Origin of the sequence: Natronocalculus amylovorans (assembly GCF_023638035.1) — an archaeon.
Taxonomy (GTDB): Archaea; Halobacteriota; Halobacteria; order Halobacteriales; family Haloferacaceae; genus Natronocalculus; species Natronocalculus amylovorans.
Map to the genome: position 1 here is coordinate 687,381 of NZ_JAKRVX010000001.1, position 15,881 is coordinate 703,261.

A 15,881-nucleotide genomic window follows, 5' to 3' on the forward strand; every position below is an offset into this window, starting at 1 on the left:
GTGACTGGAGGTACTGACTCTCGGATTCACTCGTTTTATACGAAGACATCAAGACCCTTGTCTGATGGCCTCATTCAGACGGATACTGATTTTGAAGTTGTAGCTTGTAACTCAGCCGCGAGTCAATTGCTCCAAACGATCGATACCCAGTGCATCGGCACCTCTCTATGGACGTTATTTCCCGATTCGCGTGGAACCATCGCACAAACCGAGATTGAAACGGCGCTTGAGAGCCAACAGCAGCGGTCATTTAAATGGTATGCTGGAGAGTCACAGACATGGGTTGAAGTACTCGTCTTCCCGAGTATCGACGGGCTAACGCTCGTGCTCACGAAACTCCGGAGCGATGGGCGGCGGCACCGAAATATCGATCTCTACAAATCGGAATTAGAACCGGCCAGCGTGGGTGGATGGAAGATCGACCTCCCGTCAGAAACGCTTCACGTCTCAGAGGAGGTCCTTCGTATCCGCGGACTCCCGGCCGATTACGACCTGACTATCGAGGAAGGCATCCAGTTTTATCATCCCGAGGACCGGCGGATTCTGACTGCAGCGGTCGATCGACTTAAAAACGGAGGAGAAACGTATGATTTAGAACTTCGAGAGGTCAGAGAGAATGGTGATATCTATTGGGTCCGGACAACCGGCATCGCAGATTATAACGAGAGCGGGGAAATCATTGCGCTGCGCGGTGTGTACCGAGACATCACGGAGCGCAAAGAAAGCGAACTCGAACTACAACGAAAAACCCGCGAACTAGCGCGGCAAAATGAACGTCTTGATAACTTCGCAAATGTGATCACTCACGACCTTCGGAATCGATTAAATGTTGCGCAAGGTCGGCTAGGACTTGCTCGTGAACAGCTCGAAAGCGAGCACTTCGATGTAATTGAACGATCGCTTTCCCGTATGCAAACGCTGATTGAAGAGGTGCTCGATCTGGCGCGCCACGGCAAAGCGGTTCATAATCCAGCGCCAGTTGAGCTCACCGTGATTGTCCAACAGAGTTGGGAGGCGGTTGAGACGGCCGGTGCCCAACTGATCAGTCAAGATCGCCTGACAATACTCGCCGATCGAAACCGAATGAAGCAACTGTTTGAAAATCTCATACGAAACGCAATTGAACACGGTGGTGAAGATGTCACGGTGACGATCGGCGCACTCGATGATGGGTTTTTTGTCGAAGACAACGGACCGGGGATTCCCGTAAACGAACGCGAGCAGGTATTCGAATCCGGGTACACCACATCCTCGAGTGGGACCGGGTTTGGGTTAGCAATTATCAAGGAGATAGCTGACGCACACCACTGGAACGTGCAAATCACCGAGAGCTCCGGTGGCGGCACACGATTTGAGTGTACTGGCGTTGAGATGGGGTGAGCGAGTGCACAGAATAGTGACCTCATAGCAACGCTCACGACTCTCGACATTTTGTTGACTAAGCGTCCTGTATTCAGCATACCGATCAGACCACTACCGGAGGATTCCAACAGCGCTGGTAGTTACCAGTCCAACGAACCACCGGATTGATACTCAGTCACTTTTCGTTCGAAGAAGTTCGCTTCCTTGTTGAGATCGATCGCCTCGGACATCCACGGGAATGGGTTCTGCGTATTGAAGGCTGGGCCGCAATCTAACTGTGTGAGTCGGCGATCGGCCACGTACTCGACATACTCACAGAACGCTTCGGGACTGAGTCCAAGGATCGAGTCCGGACAGGCTTCCGTTGCGTACTGTCGCTCCAACGCGACAGCGTCGATGATGAGCGATCGGATCTCAGCATCGAATGAATCAGTCCACACGCCGGGGTTCTCTTGTCGGATAGTGGTGATAAGATCAACACCGAAGTTGACGTGAAGCGACTCATCGCGCATGATGTATCGGAACTGCTCACCAATTCCCGGCATTGTCCCCTGTCGTCGGAGCGCGAGCATCATCGCAAAGCCTGCGTAGAAAAACACCCCTTCCATGATGATGTAGAAGCCAACAAGATCGCGGAGAAATGCTCGAAGATCGTCGTCGGTTTCGATCGTGAAGTCGGGATCGTCGATCGTTTTTGTAAGATCGACCACAAAGGCGTCTTTGGCTTCGATCGCAGGGATTCTATCGTACATGCCGTAGAGATACTCCGGCTCGAAGCCGAGGCTATCACAGCAGTAGATGAACGTATCAGTATGAATCGCCTCCTCGTACGCTTGCCGGAGTAAGTATTGTCGACACTCCGGTGCAGTCACATGGTCGTAGACTGCAAGGACGAGATTGTTTGCGGTGAGCGACTCCGCAGTTGAGAAGAAGCCGAGGTTCCACTCGATGAGCTGTCGCTCCTCAGGGGTGAGTTCATCGCCGTTCCATTGGGCAATATCGTCGCCCATGGGAACCTCTTCGGGAACCCAGTTGTTTGCAACGCCATCGCGGTAGTACTGGCGGGCCCAGTCGTACTCGATCGGCAGGATTTTATTCGGGTCGTGCTGGCTGTCGTTGGTAAGGATAGACATTGGTTGGGTGAGTTTGTGAATGGTTACTGGCAGGCGTCACAGGTTGGATCTGCAACAGTCGGGAGATCACAGCGGTCTGTGCCGCCGTCATCGTTCTCTTGGCTCGATCGACGGGCCGTATCGTCGTACTCGTTCATATCGATCGTCGATTTTTCGATGCTGGACGCGCCAAGCGTTCGGAGATAGTAGGTTGTTTTGAGCCCTAGTTTCCATGCAGTCCGGTAGACTGAGTCGAGAAGCGAGCCATCAGTAGACGGGAAGAAGACATTGTGCGATTGACTCTGGTCGATCCAAACGCCGCGCTGGGCGGTGAGTCGGAGCTGATGACGTGGGTCAATCTCAAACGCACCACGGTACAGCTCGCGAACGTCCGCTGGAATATCTCCAATTTCCTGGATTGAGCCATCGTGGTATTTGAGGCGATCGAGCATGCCATCAGTCCAGAGATCACGCGCTTTGAGGTCCGCAATCAATCGTTCATTGACGACGGTGAAATCACCGGACATGTTGGATTTGACATACAGATTCGAGTAGATCGGCTCGATCGATGGTGTTGTGCCAGCGATCGTCGAGATTGTTGCTGTTGGCGCAATGGCCATTGTGTTTGAGTTTCGAATCCCATGTCTACTGATTCGTTCACGGAGCTCATCCCATGGAAGTCGTTCGGTGTAGTCGACCTCGATCGGTTCCCCACGCTCTGTTTCGAGGAAATCGATCGTATCCTGTGGGAGGAGACCACGGTCCCATTTTGACCCTGCAAAGCTTTCATAAGACCCGCGTTCAGCTGCAAGCGAGACGGAGCCTGAGATTGCATGATAGGCAATCTGTTCTGTCACTGTATCCGTGATTTCGAGCGCATCCACGCTATCAAGGGGGACACCCAACTGCATGAGTGCGTCATGGAATCCCATCATCCCAAGCCCCACTGGACGGTGCTTCATATTCGATCGCTCGGCGCGATCGGTTGGATAAAAGTTCAGATCAACGACGTTATCGAGCATTCGCATCGCAGTCTCGATGGTTACAGAGAGCTTCTCGCGCTGGATTCCATCCGACGTAACGTGATTTGTGAGATTTACCGAGCCAAGGTTACAGACCGCGGTTTCGTCGGCTGCGGTGTTGAGTGTGATCTCCGTACAGAGATTTGAGGAGTGGATTGTGCCGGCGTGGTCCTGTGGCGATCGGATGTTACACGGATCTTTGAATGTGATCCATGGATGGCCCGTCTCAAACAATCGAGTCAAAAGCTGTCGCCAGAGATCAGCCGCATCAACGCGTTCGAACTGTCGGAGCTCACCCGCCTCAGCACGTGCTTCGTATGTGAGGTACTGTTCTTCAAACGCTTGGCCGTAGCTGCCGTGTAGCTCCGGGACCTCATCCGGTGAAAACAGCGTCCACTGTTCGTCGGCCTCAACACGCTTCATAAACAGATCGGGAATCCACGCAGCCGTGTTCATATCGTGGGTACGTCGTCTGTCGTCGCCCGTGTTCCGCCGAAGGTCCAAGAATGCCGGGAAATCCAAATGCCATGCTTCGAGGTACGCACAGGCTGCCCCCCGACGCTTTCCCGATCGGTTGATCGCAGCGGTAACATCGTTCGAAATTTTGAGGAACGGGACCGTGCCAGTTGACTCGACGCCGGTTGACTCAATCAGCGCACCTGCAGCCCGGAGATTTGTCCAGTCGGTTCCGATTCCGCCGGACCATTTTGAGAGGTTCGCATGTGCTTTGTACGAGTCAAAAATATCATCCAGATCGTCTTGGACGGTCGTCAAATAACATGAGGAGAGCTGCGGATGTGTTGTTCCCGCATGAAACAGCGTTGGTGTGGATGGAATAAACCGAAGTGTCGAAAGCAGTTCGTAGAACTCGATCGCATATGCGTCCCGTTCGCTTGGCGCTTCACGAAGTGCGAGACCCATTGCAACGCGCATCCAGAAGATCTGTGGGAGTTCCAGACGCTCGCCATCGGGAGTGCGGAGATAGTAGCGCTGATCGAGCGTATCGAGTGCCATGTAGTCGAATCGCAGGTCTCGTGCAGGCACAAGCGCATCCGAGAGTCGATCGATATCAAATTCGGCCATTCGCTCGTCAAGCCGCTCTTCGGCGAGACATCGATCGATCGTTGTAGTGAACTGATCACGATACGTGTCAACAAATTCGGTGTGAGTCGGATCAACGGAGTTTCGGGCAAACGTTGGGTCAACTGCAAGCCGATATGATTGCTCTCGATGCACTGCTGCTGCTGCCGAACCAAACGCAGGATCACGTTCGAGACGAGCGGTGAGTGCGCTGATTGTTGCCTGCTCGATTTCGGTAGCCGATGCGCCGTCATAGAGCGCGCGTTCAATTTCGGCTTGAATTGAGTCGAGGGAGTCGTCTGTGAGTACGTCTTCGTGGCCCGTTCGTGCTCGTCTGAGCAGTTGTCGGACAGTGTCGTGTTGGGTTGTTGCGTGACTCATGATGAGCGGTGGTTCCCACGCTGCGGTGGCTCAGCCAGTGTTGCCACTATAGTCGATGAGGACGATCGAGGGCGATCGCTCCCAAGCAATCGGCAATGAGCCGAAGCGCACGAGGGCGAACCGTATCACTCTCTTTGGGCGATATCTGATAAAGCTTTCCCAGTCTACTTTCAATAGAACAAGTTTAGTTTAATTATCGGCGAATCGCCTGCCACTGTTGGTTCGCAACGTAGCCGCCAGTCATAATGAAAATCACCGCAAAGAGGCCTAAAAGCACCCGTGCTGGAGTGTATAGCGGCTCAAATCCGGGTGGGAACGTCTCCGGCCATGCTACAATTAAGATGAAGATTCCGAGCCACCCAACAAGATTCAGCGAGAGGCCACCTGCAAACTTTGCTCGGTCGTCATCCATACTCAGAACGCCCCCCGTTCAGCCTCCGGTTCGACACCTTCATCCGATCGGTCAAGATCAAACTCACGTCGTAGGTTTTGAATCCGATCGCGGATATCTGCTGCGAGTTCGAACTCCAGATTGTTCGCCGCCTCTTGCATTCGCTCTTCGAGCAGTTCGACCTGTCGAGCAGCCTCGTCATCGTTTGCAGGTGTATCGCTGACGCTGATTCCGGATGTGTCGGTTTTTGAACCGGGAAGATTTGTTTCGCCAACCGGTTTATCGATCGTCATCGGCTCATGGCCGTGTTCTTTGTTGAACTGTTGTTGGATCTTCCGGCGTCGCTGCGTCTCTTCGATCGCCGCATTCATCGAGTTTGTCCGCTTGTCTGCGTACAGCACAACAGTTCCATCAACATTCCGTGCGGCACGACCCATCGTCTGGATCAATGTGGTCTCCGATCGGAGGAAGCCTTCCTGGTCAGCATCGAGAATCGCAACCAACGATACCTCCGGAATATCCAACCCCTCTCGGAGCAGGTTGATTCCAACAAGCACATCGATATTGCCTAGCCGGAGGTCCCGGATGAGTTCGTGGCGCTCGAGCGTATCAGTCTCGTCATGCATGTACGCCACTGAGACGCCGGCTTCTTCGAGATACTCCGTGAGATCCTCAGCCATCCGCTTCGTGAGTGTGGTGACAAGTGTCCGCTCCTCTCGTTCGATCTGTGTGTTAATCCGGTCCATCAACGCATCGACCTGTCCGGTTGCAGGTTCGATCTCAACTTTTGGATCGACCAAGTGCGTCGGCCGAACAATCTGCTCTGCAATTCGTTCGGAGCGATCGCGTTCGTAATCACCGGGCGTTGCACTCACGTAGAGCGTCCGATCGGTCTTCTCGTCAAACTCCTCAAACGTCAGCGGTCGGTTATCGTAAGCGGTCGGGAGTCGGAAGCCGTTTTCAATCAGCGAGTCTTTTCGCGATTTATCGCCTGCAAACTGTCCCTTAATCTGTGGCAGGGTTTGGTGAGATTCGTCGATAACTGTTAAAAATCCATCCGGGAAGTAATCAAGCAGCGTGTATGGGGCTTCGCCGGATTGGCGATCGGACATGTGCACTGAGTAGTTCTCGATACCTGAACAGTAGCCCGTCTCCCGAAGCATCTCAATGTCGAAGGTCGTTCGTTCTTCGATCCGCTGGGCAGCAACGAGATCGCCCTGTCGCTGGAAGTAGCTGATCCGTTTTTCCATCAGGTCCTCAATTTCCGAAATTGCGCGTTCGAGCTTTTCCTCAGGAATCGAGTAGTGCTCTGCTGGGTGGATAAGCACAGCCGGTTCGTTCGACTGTGGTTCGCCTTTCAGCGTGTCAATTTTCATCATCCGATCGATCTCATCACCCCAAAACTCAACGCGAACAGCGTACCGACCGTACATCGGGAAGATCTCAACGGTATCGCCACGAACTCGAAACGAACCGTGTTGGAAGTCGATGTCGTTTCGTTCGTAGTTGAGGTCTACGAGTTTTGCGAGCAGTTCGTCTCGTCCGATCTGTTCGCCCACTTCGAGCCGAAGCGCCATCTCAACGTAGTTGGCTGGGTCACCGAGGCCGTAGATTGCAGAGACGGATGCAACGACAATCACATCATCACGGGTGAGAAGCGATCGGGTTGCAGAGTGCCGGAGACGGTCGATCTCCTCGTTAATCGACATATCCTTGTCAATGTAGGTGTCGGTCTGTTCGAGATACGCCTCCGGCTGGTAGTAGTCGTAGTAGGAGACGAAGTATTCGACCGCATTATCCGGAAAGAGGTTCTTGAACTCGTCATACAGCTGTGCGGCAAGCGTTTTGTTATGTGCGAGCACAAGCGTCGGCGTGTCGAGTTCCTCAACGACCCACGAGACGGTGTTGGTTTTTCCAGAGCCGGTGACGCCAAGCAGCGTCTGTCGTTCCATACCGTTCACGTAACCGTCAACAAGTTCTGAGATTGCCGTTGGCTGATCTCCTGCCGGCTCAAACGGTGCATCAACCCGAAACGGTCGATCGTGTCCTGGCCGATCGGGAGAGAGGGGACTCGAATCGGTATCACTCATTGTCGGCTGTTAGAGACGAACGTACTTGACAACCGCGGCAGTCGAGAGTATGTGTATTATACACACCGTTGAGTAATCAGATAGAGACGAGAATCGAAACCTAATGAATCCGCTTCTCTCAGTTGCGCCTGAAACACTGTTATCGATGACTATGCTGGTTCGCATTGGCTCTCTTCGTTCATCCTCTATCTGTGTACCAAAAATGAAGCAGGAATCTCAGTTACGTAACACGCTTTTCGTACCGATATTCAGCGTAGGTGTCGCCGTTGAGCGTAACCGCTTGTTCGGAGCGTCGATCGAATCCACGGTGTTCATAAAATCGAATTCCAACGCTGTTTTCAGCAAGGACTGATAGCTCAAGTGTTGTTCCTCCAGCATCGACAACAGCGTTGATAGTGGATTCGAGAAGTGCAGTGCCGATCTGGTTTCCCCAATGCTGTTCGCGTACGTAGATACGGAACAGTTCAAACGACGACCCATCTTCACTAATCTGTCCCGCATTCGAAAAGCCCACAATTTCGGAGTCATATGCCGCAACATAGAAGATCGATCGGTCGATAGCTGCTTCGAGTGCGTCTCTCGTATACCATTCATCAACCATTCGATCGACTGTCTCACTGCCAAGAATGTCGTCGTATGCCGCGTGCCAACTCGATCGGGAAACAGACTGAATCGAAGAGATGTCTGTCTGTTCAGCGTGTCGAATAGTTGTATTAGAGAGCATATGTTTCATGTCAGCTACAGAAACAAAAATGTGGCTCTGTTAGAATCCATCAGCCCCAGCAAGGACTGCGTGCTGAGTAAGTGTGTTATCGAGGGCTGCCCAGAAACGCTGGCAACACCGGCTCGTCGTCGGCATGAGCTTTACCACCTCTGACACCGAAGCAGATACTATGGATCAAGAGTACGAGTCTGAGCTGACAGCATCTCGTGAGGAAATAGCAGCAGTGCTTAGCGGCGTGGTTGATGGCATCACCGCAGGATCCATCCGTTTTGGTGACGCGGATCACTCGATCGTCGTCGAAGTACCTGAAGAACTTGAGCTAGAGATCGAACTCGAAATAGAAGACGACGAACTAAGTCTAGAGCTCGAATTGGAGTGGCCTCATACGGAAGTCGAATTCGATGAAGGTCCCGCCGAGCCGACAGGGAAATCTAGTGTGAAAGACGACGACGCTCCCGCTGACACCACCGAGGAACCCCCTGTCGAAGACGATGAAATACCCGTCGACACTACCGAAGAATCGTTTATAGAAAGCAGTGCACTACCTATGCCAGTCAAAGCTGCGGACGAATCGCAGACGCTCGCCGGGTTCGAGATCTTCCGCGACAAAGGAGGTGAATGGCGCTGGCGGCTCCGCCACCGCAACGGCAACATCATTGCCATCAGCGGCGAGGGGTACACCCGGAAACATAACGCCCAGAAGGGACTCCGTAGCGTTATGCAAAACGCGCCAGGAGCGACGGTTACCGAAGACAAAGAGAACTAACGTCAAAACAGGTTTATTGTTTGCTGTCATTGTGATTCTCGTCTGTCCGCAAAACATACCGTTAAACGGTCTGGTTCGAAAAACGATTCTTCGTGAGAGCCATCTACCGTTTGAGACAGCAACCCAATGTCTCAGATTTGCGCCCTGATATCCATTCTAAATTCTATTGCACAAGAGACCTCTCTATGTGAGTGCTGTAGCAATAATAAAAGCACATACCTCTACATGAGTGGCGCACAAACACTTGGTTACCATGTCGATCGAAACCTCCCTTCGCGCGGGCGGTCGAGTACTGCTCGATCGCACAAGCGATGTGTTTCCCGTATATCTTCTGGCAACAGGCCTCCTTCTAACAGCACAAGTACCAATCTTACTGGCGCTTGGTGCAATTGCATTCATTCTCGTACAAACCGGTGCGGTGAGTGCACTCCTCACAGAGATTGAAGCGATCGATCCGGACGCATTTGATCCGGAGACGTTCGATCCTGAGAGCCCTGAAGCCGCAGCCGAAGCCTTCCCACCCGGGTTTGAGGAGGCGTTGTTGAACGTGTTTACGCCGACAGTGGTTGCACTGTTTTTCCTCGGGGTTATCGGCAGCGTCCTTGTGGTCCTCCTTGCACGCGGGTTCACAAACGCAGCAACACTCAGTGCGGTCTACGCGGCACTGCGTGGTGAGGACGGCGTTGACGCTGCGGTCGATGGGATTGTAGCGCGCTGGAAGTCCTTTGTTGCGCTCAGTCTGATCGAAGTTACCCTCCTATTGCTCACGGGGATTCCGATCGCCTTCTCGCTTGCACTGATTGCGCTTGGCTCGCCTGCGATCGGCGCAGTGAGTTTCTTATTGTCGTTGTTCATCGGACTTGTTGTCGTCCTTACTGTGCTCCTTGGCTTTGCGTTTGCAGGACAATCAATTGTGGTAGACGACGTTGGCGTCCTCACTGGGATCCGAGGCAGTTTCAGCTTCATCGTGCGCAACCCGATCGGGTTTGGTGGCTACATTCTCGTTGCGATCGGGATGTTGGTTCTCACCGGAACGCTGTCAGGTATCTTTGGTGCGCTTGGAGTCTCACAGCTCTCTGCACTGTTGAGCCCGCTCGTCTTCTTACCGTTCATGGACACGTTCAAAACGTCATTGTACGCCGAGCGAGCGCATACACCGATCGAAACACCACCAACCGGCGATCGACTCAAGACAATCTTTAGTGATGGTATCAGAACGATGGGTGGATTTATTCGGTCACATCCGGTTGCGCATATTGGTGCAGCAGCGCTATTTGCTGGTGGCGCACTGTTTGGCTGGAGCCTCACGGCTGGGGCAGAGATTCCGTTCGGCGAGCCAGAAGATGTTGGTGCAGTGTTCGGTGCATTCCCGGTGGGAACCTTCATCTCAATCTCGGTGAACAACTGGCTTGTCGGCGCGGCTGCTGCATTTGGTGGAGTCGTTGTCGGGATTCCAACAGTAATGAGTTTGCTATTCAATGGGGCGATCGTTGGCATTGTTTACGGTGTGTCCGATCCGATCGTCTTCTATGCGCTCGTTGCACCGCATGGGATCATCGAGTTGCCTGCAATCTTTATCGCATGTGCAGCAGGCTTCCATCTTGCAGGCGTAACGGTCGGTGCGCTTCGTGGCACACAGGATCGGTATGCTGTGGCGACAGCACTACGGCTTGTTTACCGGGTCCTCATCGGATTGGCGATCGTCTTTGTCATCGCTGGCTTCGTCGAGGCCTTCCTCACCCCGCCGATCGCCGAGATCATCCTCCGAATCTTCTGAATCACTAACACCCGCTATTGATTCAACCGCAGGATTGTACTCCTGTTTTGCGATCTTGGCCGCTTCTGCAAGCAGTGCAACAACCAACGGACCGACGATGACACCGATCGCACCAACCGTGAGCAACCCACCAACGAACCCAATAAAATAGAGACTACCATCAAGATCAGCGGTGTAAGCCGCAAGCCGTGGTCGGATTGCAAGGTCGGGGAGCCAGCTAATAAAAGCACCACCAATAACGACGATTGCGATTGCTGAGAGAAATTCGCCAGCGACAACATGTGCAATAGCGAGAATACCAATCAAAACGGTTGGTCCAACGATCGGAATGAACTGCAAGATACCTGCGATCGTTGCAAGGGCGACCGGCGACTGATAGCCGAAGGCCAAGAAAATCGGAAGCGCAATAATAAATGTTCCAACTGCAGTTGCGGCCTGTAAGACGTAGATTGCGAACAGTGTTTCGCGGGCACGCTCTGCCAGCGCCTCCGCAACATCACGATATGCAGGTGGAACGATACCGAGGATTGCTTGCTGGATATTTCGCTCGTTTTGGAGCAGCCCAAACACAAGCAGAATAAACAGTGCGAGTTTGATCAACAGCACCGGAATTTCGGCCGCGACAGTCGCTCCAACACTGCTGAGCCAGCCGATCGCAATATCGAATAGATCAGCGAGGACAAGTGTATATGCAAATCCAGCAAACTCAACCGTGAGTTCGTCTGGAAGCGTCTCAAGCACTGCAATAACGTCATTAAACCGAACGACAAGCAATAGGACGATCGGTGTAAGGGCAATCAGAAGACCAATAACTGCAACGATCGTTGTCGCAACGCTTGAGACTCGTTTTGAGTACCCACGTTTTCTGAACTGGCGCCGAAGCGGGGTCAGCACATACGCAACCGTAATCGCAAATAATACCGTCGGAAGCACATCCCACAAGACAACCGTCGAGAGAACAGCCATTGCGAGCAAAACCCCGCCAATGACCTGCCCGCGTGTAACCATACACACAACCCACAGCGGGAAGGTAAAACCGTTGCTCTCTAACTATTTTTTTGATAGGTCAACAGATGAGAAAATCACACTTTTTAACTACCACCGAGTGTGATTATCCAGTAATGGAGCCACATAGTCGCAGACAATTTTTACAGTCCGCGGGAGCGGCAGGTGCTGTTGCCCTGCTCGCAGGCTGTACAGCCGAACAGACAAACGGGAATGGAGACGCAACACCGGATGAGAACGGGAACGGGAGCGACGATAGCAACGGAAACGGTGCAACAACCGACCCAGATGAGCCGACGGAGCTTACAGTAGGGACGTATGAGTCCTTTATTGACGCGCCAAGTACAAGCCCGGGAGAGTGGCTCAAAGAAGCATTTGAAGCGGAGTACGACGTTGAGCTCATCTGGGAGACACCGTCAAACGGAGTCAACAACTACATTGAACAGGCAAATGCAGGGTCACCCGTTGATACCGATCTGTATCTGGGGTTGACGACAGACGATCTTATCCGCGTTGATGAGAACCTGAGTAACGGTTCGCTGTTTGCTCCAGCAGGAGAGCTCGCAGGTGCAGACGATATTCGCGAAGGGTTGCAGTTTGATCCGGAGAACAGGGCCGTACCGTTCGAGACTGGCTACATCTCGCTCGTCTACAATGAGTACGAAACCGAGGCACCGGAGACGTTTGAGGGACTGCTTGAAGAAGAACACAGAGGCGAGCTGCTTGCACAGAGCCCAGAGAGCCAAACTGGCCGTGCATTCTTTTTGCACACAATATACACCGTTGGCGAAGACGAGTATCTAGACTACTGGCAGGAACTTCAGGACAATGATGTTCGTGTGCTTGGCTCATGGTCCGATTCGTACGCCGCATACGAGGGGGGAGAGGCACCGATGGTCGTCTCCTACTCAACAGACCAAGTGTTTGCAAACATGGAGGACGCAGATCTGAGCGAACATCAGATTCGATTCCTCAACGATCAGGCCTATGCGAATCCGGAAGGGATGGCACAGTTTACTGATTCGGAGAATACGGATCTTGTGACCGATTTCATGGAGTTTGTCCTTCGGCCGGATGTACAAGGAGAGATCGCGGAGCGAAATGTTGTCTTCCCAGCAACCGACACTGCAGAGCTTGATCCCGAATATGACGAGTTCGCGCATGAACCTCCTGAGCCAGTGACCTTCACATACGACGAACTCGACGGAAATCTCAGTGAGTGGATCGATGCCTGGGAACGACAGTTCGCAGGAAACTAACTTGCCGCCAACAGAGCGGTGAGACGAACAATGAGTGCTGGAGGATCGTGGGTCGAAAAGCACCTGCTAACAGTGTGTGCGATCGCCACAACCGGACTGCTTGTGCTGCTGTTTTTTTATCCGGTTTCCACGGTGTTCGTTGAGGCTGTTCGCGTTGATGGGGCGTTCTCACTCTCCGCTTTTGTTGAGATCCTTACAGACGAGTTCTATGTTGGTGAGCTAGCCTCGATTACTGGTGCAGGGTCGCTCACTGCAGCGATCGATGCCCTTATTCAACGCGCTGCAGCTGGATTTGCCGATCCTCGGATGGGTGTGATCGGATTTACAGCGTATCAGGCCGCACTCTCAACGCTTTTGAGTGTGGCAATTGGGTTACCAGCTGCGTGGATTCTCGCGCGATTTGAGTTTCGCGGGCGAAAGACGATACGCTCGCTTACAATTCTCCCGTTTGTGCTGCCCTCAATTATGGTCGCGGTTGGATTTGTGGCGACGTTTGGAGCGAATGGAACCCTCAATCGGGCACTCGGCCTGGTTGGGCTCGGACCAACAAATCTGCTGTTTACGCTGCACGCGATCGTCATTGCACATGCGTTCTACAATGCACCGCTTATTGCTCGGATCACAACCGCTGCGTGGGAGTCAGTCGATGCACGAGCGATCGAAACGGCTCGAAGCCTCGGCGCATCTCCATGGCGTGCGTTCTACGATGTGGTGTTTCCACAGCTGAAACCGGCGATCGTGATGGGTGCAACGCTAACGTTCATTTTTACGTTTGCGTCGTTTCCGATCGTGTTGGCCCTTGGTGGCTACCAACTGGCAACCATCGAGGTATTCATCTACCGACAGCTAACGAATCTCAACTACACTGAAGCCGCAGCCCTTGCGACAATTGAACTCGTTATTTCACTTGGGTTGCTATACGCATATCTCCGTTATGAGGATGCACAACGAACGCTTCGCCGAGGTATCCACACCCAGCCACGCCGACAGCTCATTCCGACCGCATGGTCGCTAAAGACCGTATTCACACGGATTTCAGTCGCTGGGTATACCGTTGTTGCACTGCTCGTGTTTGTTGGCCCGATCGCAAGCATGATTATTGCCAGCCTTACAACGAGCGATGGATCGTTCACGCTCTCGCATTATCAGTTCCTGCTTGAGCGACAGACAGCGGGTGCAAGCTTTCAGGTACGACCGCTGCCTGCAATTCGGAACTCGCTCATATTTGCGGTTGGGACGCTTGCAATTGCGCTCCCGATGGGTGTTGTTGTCTCTATTCTGACGACGCGGCAGTATCGGGGTCGAAAGGTGATGGACGCGATCGCAATGGCACCGCTTGCGGTCTCTGGGATCATTGTCGGCCTTGGGCTGCTTCGAGGGCTAGTGTTTGGTGTCGAGATTGCAGGGTGGCGAATTGCGGTTGCTGGTTCGCTTGCGATCGTCGCAGCCCATGCGGTGAGTGCATATCCGTTTGTCACCCGGAACGTTACACCAGGGTTAGCGTCGCTCGATCGGACGCTGATCGAATCAGCTCGGAGTTTGGGTGCAACCCGTGTCCGAACAGTGATTGATATCGAACTTCCGCTTGTGTGGACTGGTGTCGTTGCAGGTGCAGCGTTTGCATTTGCAATTAGTATTGGCGAATTCAATTCGACGATCGTGTTGGCAACTGGCTCCGGTGAGTACACGATGCCCGTTGCGATCGAGCGCTATCTTGGAAGACGGCTTGGCCCAGCAACCGCCATGGGCTGTATTCTGCTTGTCGTGACGGCGCTAAGTTTCGTGATCATTGAGCGCTTTGGTGGCGATGCGGAACAACGCGGTGGTGGATTATGATGACGGAGGAACGATGACAACGATCGAGTTGGACACAATTTCAAAACGGTATGGAGAAACAACCGCTGTGGATGAGATCTCTTTACAGGTATCTGATGGGGAGTTTTTTACGCTCGTTGGGCCATCCGGCTGTGGAAAGACAACAACGCTTCGGTTAATTGCAGGGTTTGAGTCTCAAACAAGCGGGGCGATCCGGTTTGATGGCCGGGAGATGACCGGTGTCCCACCGGAAGAGCGAGGTGTTGGTGTTGTGTTCCAAAACTACGCGCTGTTCCCGCACATGACTGTCGCGAAGAATATTGCCTATGGGCTTCGGTTTACTGATCCGCCAGGTGGGGTTTCCGTTGGCGATCGGGTAACGGAGCTACTGGAGCTTGTCGACTTACCTGGAATGGGTGATCGCGATCCGGAAGCGCTCTCAGGTGGGCAACAACAGCGTGTTGCGCTTGCACGGGCGCTTGCGCCAGGCCCGGATCTGCTCCTGCTTGATGAGCCGATGAGCGCGCTTGATGCACAGCTCCGTGAACAGCTTCGCGTGCAAATCAAACAGATTCAGTCCGAGCTTGGAATTACCACGGTGTACGTCACCCACGATCAAGAGGAGGCGCTCTCAATCTCCGATCGGGTTGCAGTGCTCAACGGTGGAGGGGTTGAACAGATCGCAACGCCACAGACAATCTATCGCGAACCACAGACACCGTTTGTGGCGAACTTTATCGGTGACAATAATCTGTTTACAGGAACGGTCGAACAGGTGGCCGCAGGGACTGCTCGTGTGTCGGTTGCCCAAACAGTGGTACACATTGGAGTCTCTGCAGATCACTCACTTACAACAGGCGATCGGGTGACGTTCTGTATCCGACCCGAACAGTTGCAGGTACAGACACAGGAGACAACGGCAACAAATCAACTCGTCGCATCGGTCGTCGAATCCGAATTCCTTGGCGAAACAACCCGCGTCCATCTGACATGGAAAAAACAAGAGCTGCGTTTGCGAACAACCGATCCGCTAGCAGGTGAAGTGACAGTAACGTTTGCGCCTGAGCATGCACATATTGTCACTGTCAACTAACATA

Annotated in this window: 12 protein-coding genes; 6 read left to right on the forward strand and 6 right to left on the reverse strand. The window is 53.1% G+C overall.

The features are described from left to right. The gene (locus tag AArcSt2_RS03710) at window positions 1-1,380 is read left to right on the forward strand and encodes a PAS domain-containing sensor histidine kinase (RefSeq protein ID WP_250582970.1); all 1,380 of its coding nucleotides are present in this window, start codon (window positions 1-3) and stop codon (window positions 1,378-1,380) included. Between the two features lie 122 nt (window positions 1,381-1,502). Here the strand turns inward: AArcSt2_RS03710 and AArcSt2_RS03715 are convergent, their stop codons facing one another. The 5 genes from AArcSt2_RS03715 to AArcSt2_RS03735 form a co-directional block, all read right to left on the reverse strand. After that, the gene (locus AArcSt2_RS03715) at window positions 1,503-2,495 is read right to left on the reverse strand and encodes a ribonucleotide-diphosphate reductase subunit beta (RefSeq protein WP_174652446.1); all 993 of its coding nucleotides are present in this window, start codon (window positions 2,493-2,495) and stop codon (window positions 1,503-1,505) included. A gap of 23 nt (window positions 2,496-2,518) precedes the next feature. After that, on the reverse strand, window positions 2,519-4,957 hold the full coding sequence (locus AArcSt2_RS03720; RefSeq protein ID WP_250582972.1) for a ribonucleoside-diphosphate reductase subunit alpha: 2,439 nt from the start codon (window positions 4,955-4,957) through the stop codon (window positions 2,519-2,521). Window positions 4,958-5,150: 193 nt separating this feature from the next. Further along, window positions 5,151-5,369, reverse strand: a complete 219-nt coding sequence (locus AArcSt2_RS03725; protein ID WP_174652444.1) for a putative antibiotic biosynthesis monooxygenase — start codon at window positions 5,367-5,369, stop codon at window positions 5,151-5,153. A gap of 2 nt (window positions 5,370-5,371) precedes the next feature. Next, window positions 5,372-7,438: an excinuclease ABC subunit UvrB gene (uvrB, locus tag AArcSt2_RS03730; protein WP_250582974.1), complete on the reverse strand. Its 2,067-nt coding sequence runs from the start codon at window positions 7,436-7,438 to the stop codon at window positions 5,372-5,374. Window positions 7,439-7,658: 220 nt separating this feature from the next. Then, entirely contained in the window at window positions 7,659-8,162 is a 504-nt protein-coding gene (locus AArcSt2_RS03735) for a GNAT family N-acetyltransferase (protein ID WP_250582976.1), read from the reverse strand. A 169-nt stretch (window positions 8,163-8,331) separates the two neighbouring features. On the opposite strand from AArcSt2_RS03735, the gene AArcSt2_RS03740 reads away from it, so the two are divergent. Both AArcSt2_RS03740 and AArcSt2_RS03745 read left to right on the forward strand, forming a co-directional pair. Then, on the forward strand, window positions 8,332-8,928 hold the full coding sequence (locus AArcSt2_RS03740) for an amphi-Trp domain-containing protein (RefSeq protein ID WP_250582978.1): 597 nt from the start codon (window positions 8,332-8,334) through the stop codon (window positions 8,926-8,928). A 253-nt stretch (window positions 8,929-9,181) separates the two neighbouring features. After that, window positions 9,182-10,705, forward strand: a complete 1,524-nt coding sequence (locus tag AArcSt2_RS03745; protein WP_250582980.1) for a stage II sporulation protein M — start codon at window positions 9,182-9,184, stop codon at window positions 10,703-10,705. Here AArcSt2_RS03745 and AArcSt2_RS03750 read toward each other — a convergent pair. Then, window positions 10,592-11,713: an AI-2E family transporter gene (locus AArcSt2_RS03750; RefSeq protein WP_250582982.1), complete on the reverse strand. Its 1,122-nt coding sequence runs from the start codon at window positions 11,711-11,713 to the stop codon at window positions 10,592-10,594. The genes AArcSt2_RS03745 and AArcSt2_RS03750 overlap by 114 nt on opposite strands. Before the next feature lie 113 nt (window positions 11,714-11,826). Between AArcSt2_RS03750 and AArcSt2_RS03755 the strand changes: the two genes are divergently transcribed. From AArcSt2_RS03755 to AArcSt2_RS03765, 3 genes are read left to right on the forward strand one after another with little or no spacing between them, the layout of a single operon-like run. Beyond that, window positions 11,827-12,969: a thiamine ABC transporter substrate-binding protein gene (locus tag AArcSt2_RS03755; protein ID WP_250582984.1), complete on the forward strand. Its 1,143-nt coding sequence runs from the start codon at window positions 11,827-11,829 to the stop codon at window positions 12,967-12,969. A gap of 30 nt (window positions 12,970-12,999) precedes the next feature. Further along, window positions 13,000-14,805 (forward strand): ABC transporter permease, encoded by a 1,806-nt coding sequence (locus tag AArcSt2_RS03760; RefSeq protein WP_250582986.1) that lies wholly within the window; start codon window positions 13,000-13,002, stop codon window positions 14,803-14,805. Between the two features lie 13 nt (window positions 14,806-14,818). Further along, a complete protein-coding gene (locus AArcSt2_RS03765) occupies window positions 14,819-15,877 on the forward strand; it encodes an ABC transporter ATP-binding protein (protein ID WP_250582988.1) in 1,059 nt (352 codons plus the stop codon). Window positions 15,878-15,881 lie beyond the last annotated feature (4 nt).

Bases quoted from the DNA above. Each gene is read 5' to 3' on its own strand.
- AArcSt2_RS03715 (WP_174652446.1), bottom strand. From the start codon at position 2,495: ATGTCTATCCTTACCAACGACAGCCAGCACGACCCGAATAAAATCCTG.
- AArcSt2_RS03720 (WP_250582972.1), bottom strand. From the start codon at position 4,957: ATGAGTCACGCAACAACCCAACACGACACTGTCCGACAACTGCTCAGA.
- AArcSt2_RS03725 (WP_174652444.1), bottom strand. From the start codon at position 5,369: ATGGATGACGACCGAGCAAAGTTTGCAGGTGGCCTCTCGCTGAATCTT.
- uvrB (WP_250582974.1), bottom strand. From the start codon at position 7,438: ATGAGTGATACCGATTCGAGTCCCCTCTCTCCCGATCGGCCAGGACAC.
- AArcSt2_RS03735 (WP_250582976.1), bottom strand. From the start codon at position 8,162: ATGCTCTCTAATACAACTATTCGACACGCTGAACAGACAGACATCTCT.
- AArcSt2_RS03740 (WP_250582978.1), top strand. From the start codon at position 8,332: ATGGATCAAGAGTACGAGTCTGAGCTGACAGCATCTCGTGAGGAAATA.
- AArcSt2_RS03745 (WP_250582980.1), top strand. From the start codon at position 9,182: ATGTCGATCGAAACCTCCCTTCGCGCGGGCGGTCGAGTACTGCTCGAT.
- AArcSt2_RS03750 (WP_250582982.1), bottom strand. From the start codon at position 11,713: ATGGTTACACGCGGGCAGGTCATTGGCGGGGTTTTGCTCGCAATGGCT.
- AArcSt2_RS03755 (WP_250582984.1), top strand. From the start codon at position 11,827: ATGGAGCCACATAGTCGCAGACAATTTTTACAGTCCGCGGGAGCGGCA.
- AArcSt2_RS03760 (WP_250582986.1), top strand. From the start codon at position 13,000: ATGAGTGCTGGAGGATCGTGGGTCGAAAAGCACCTGCTAACAGTGTGT.
- AArcSt2_RS03765 (WP_250582988.1), top strand. From the start codon at position 14,819: ATGACAACGATCGAGTTGGACACAATTTCAAAACGGTATGGAGAAACA.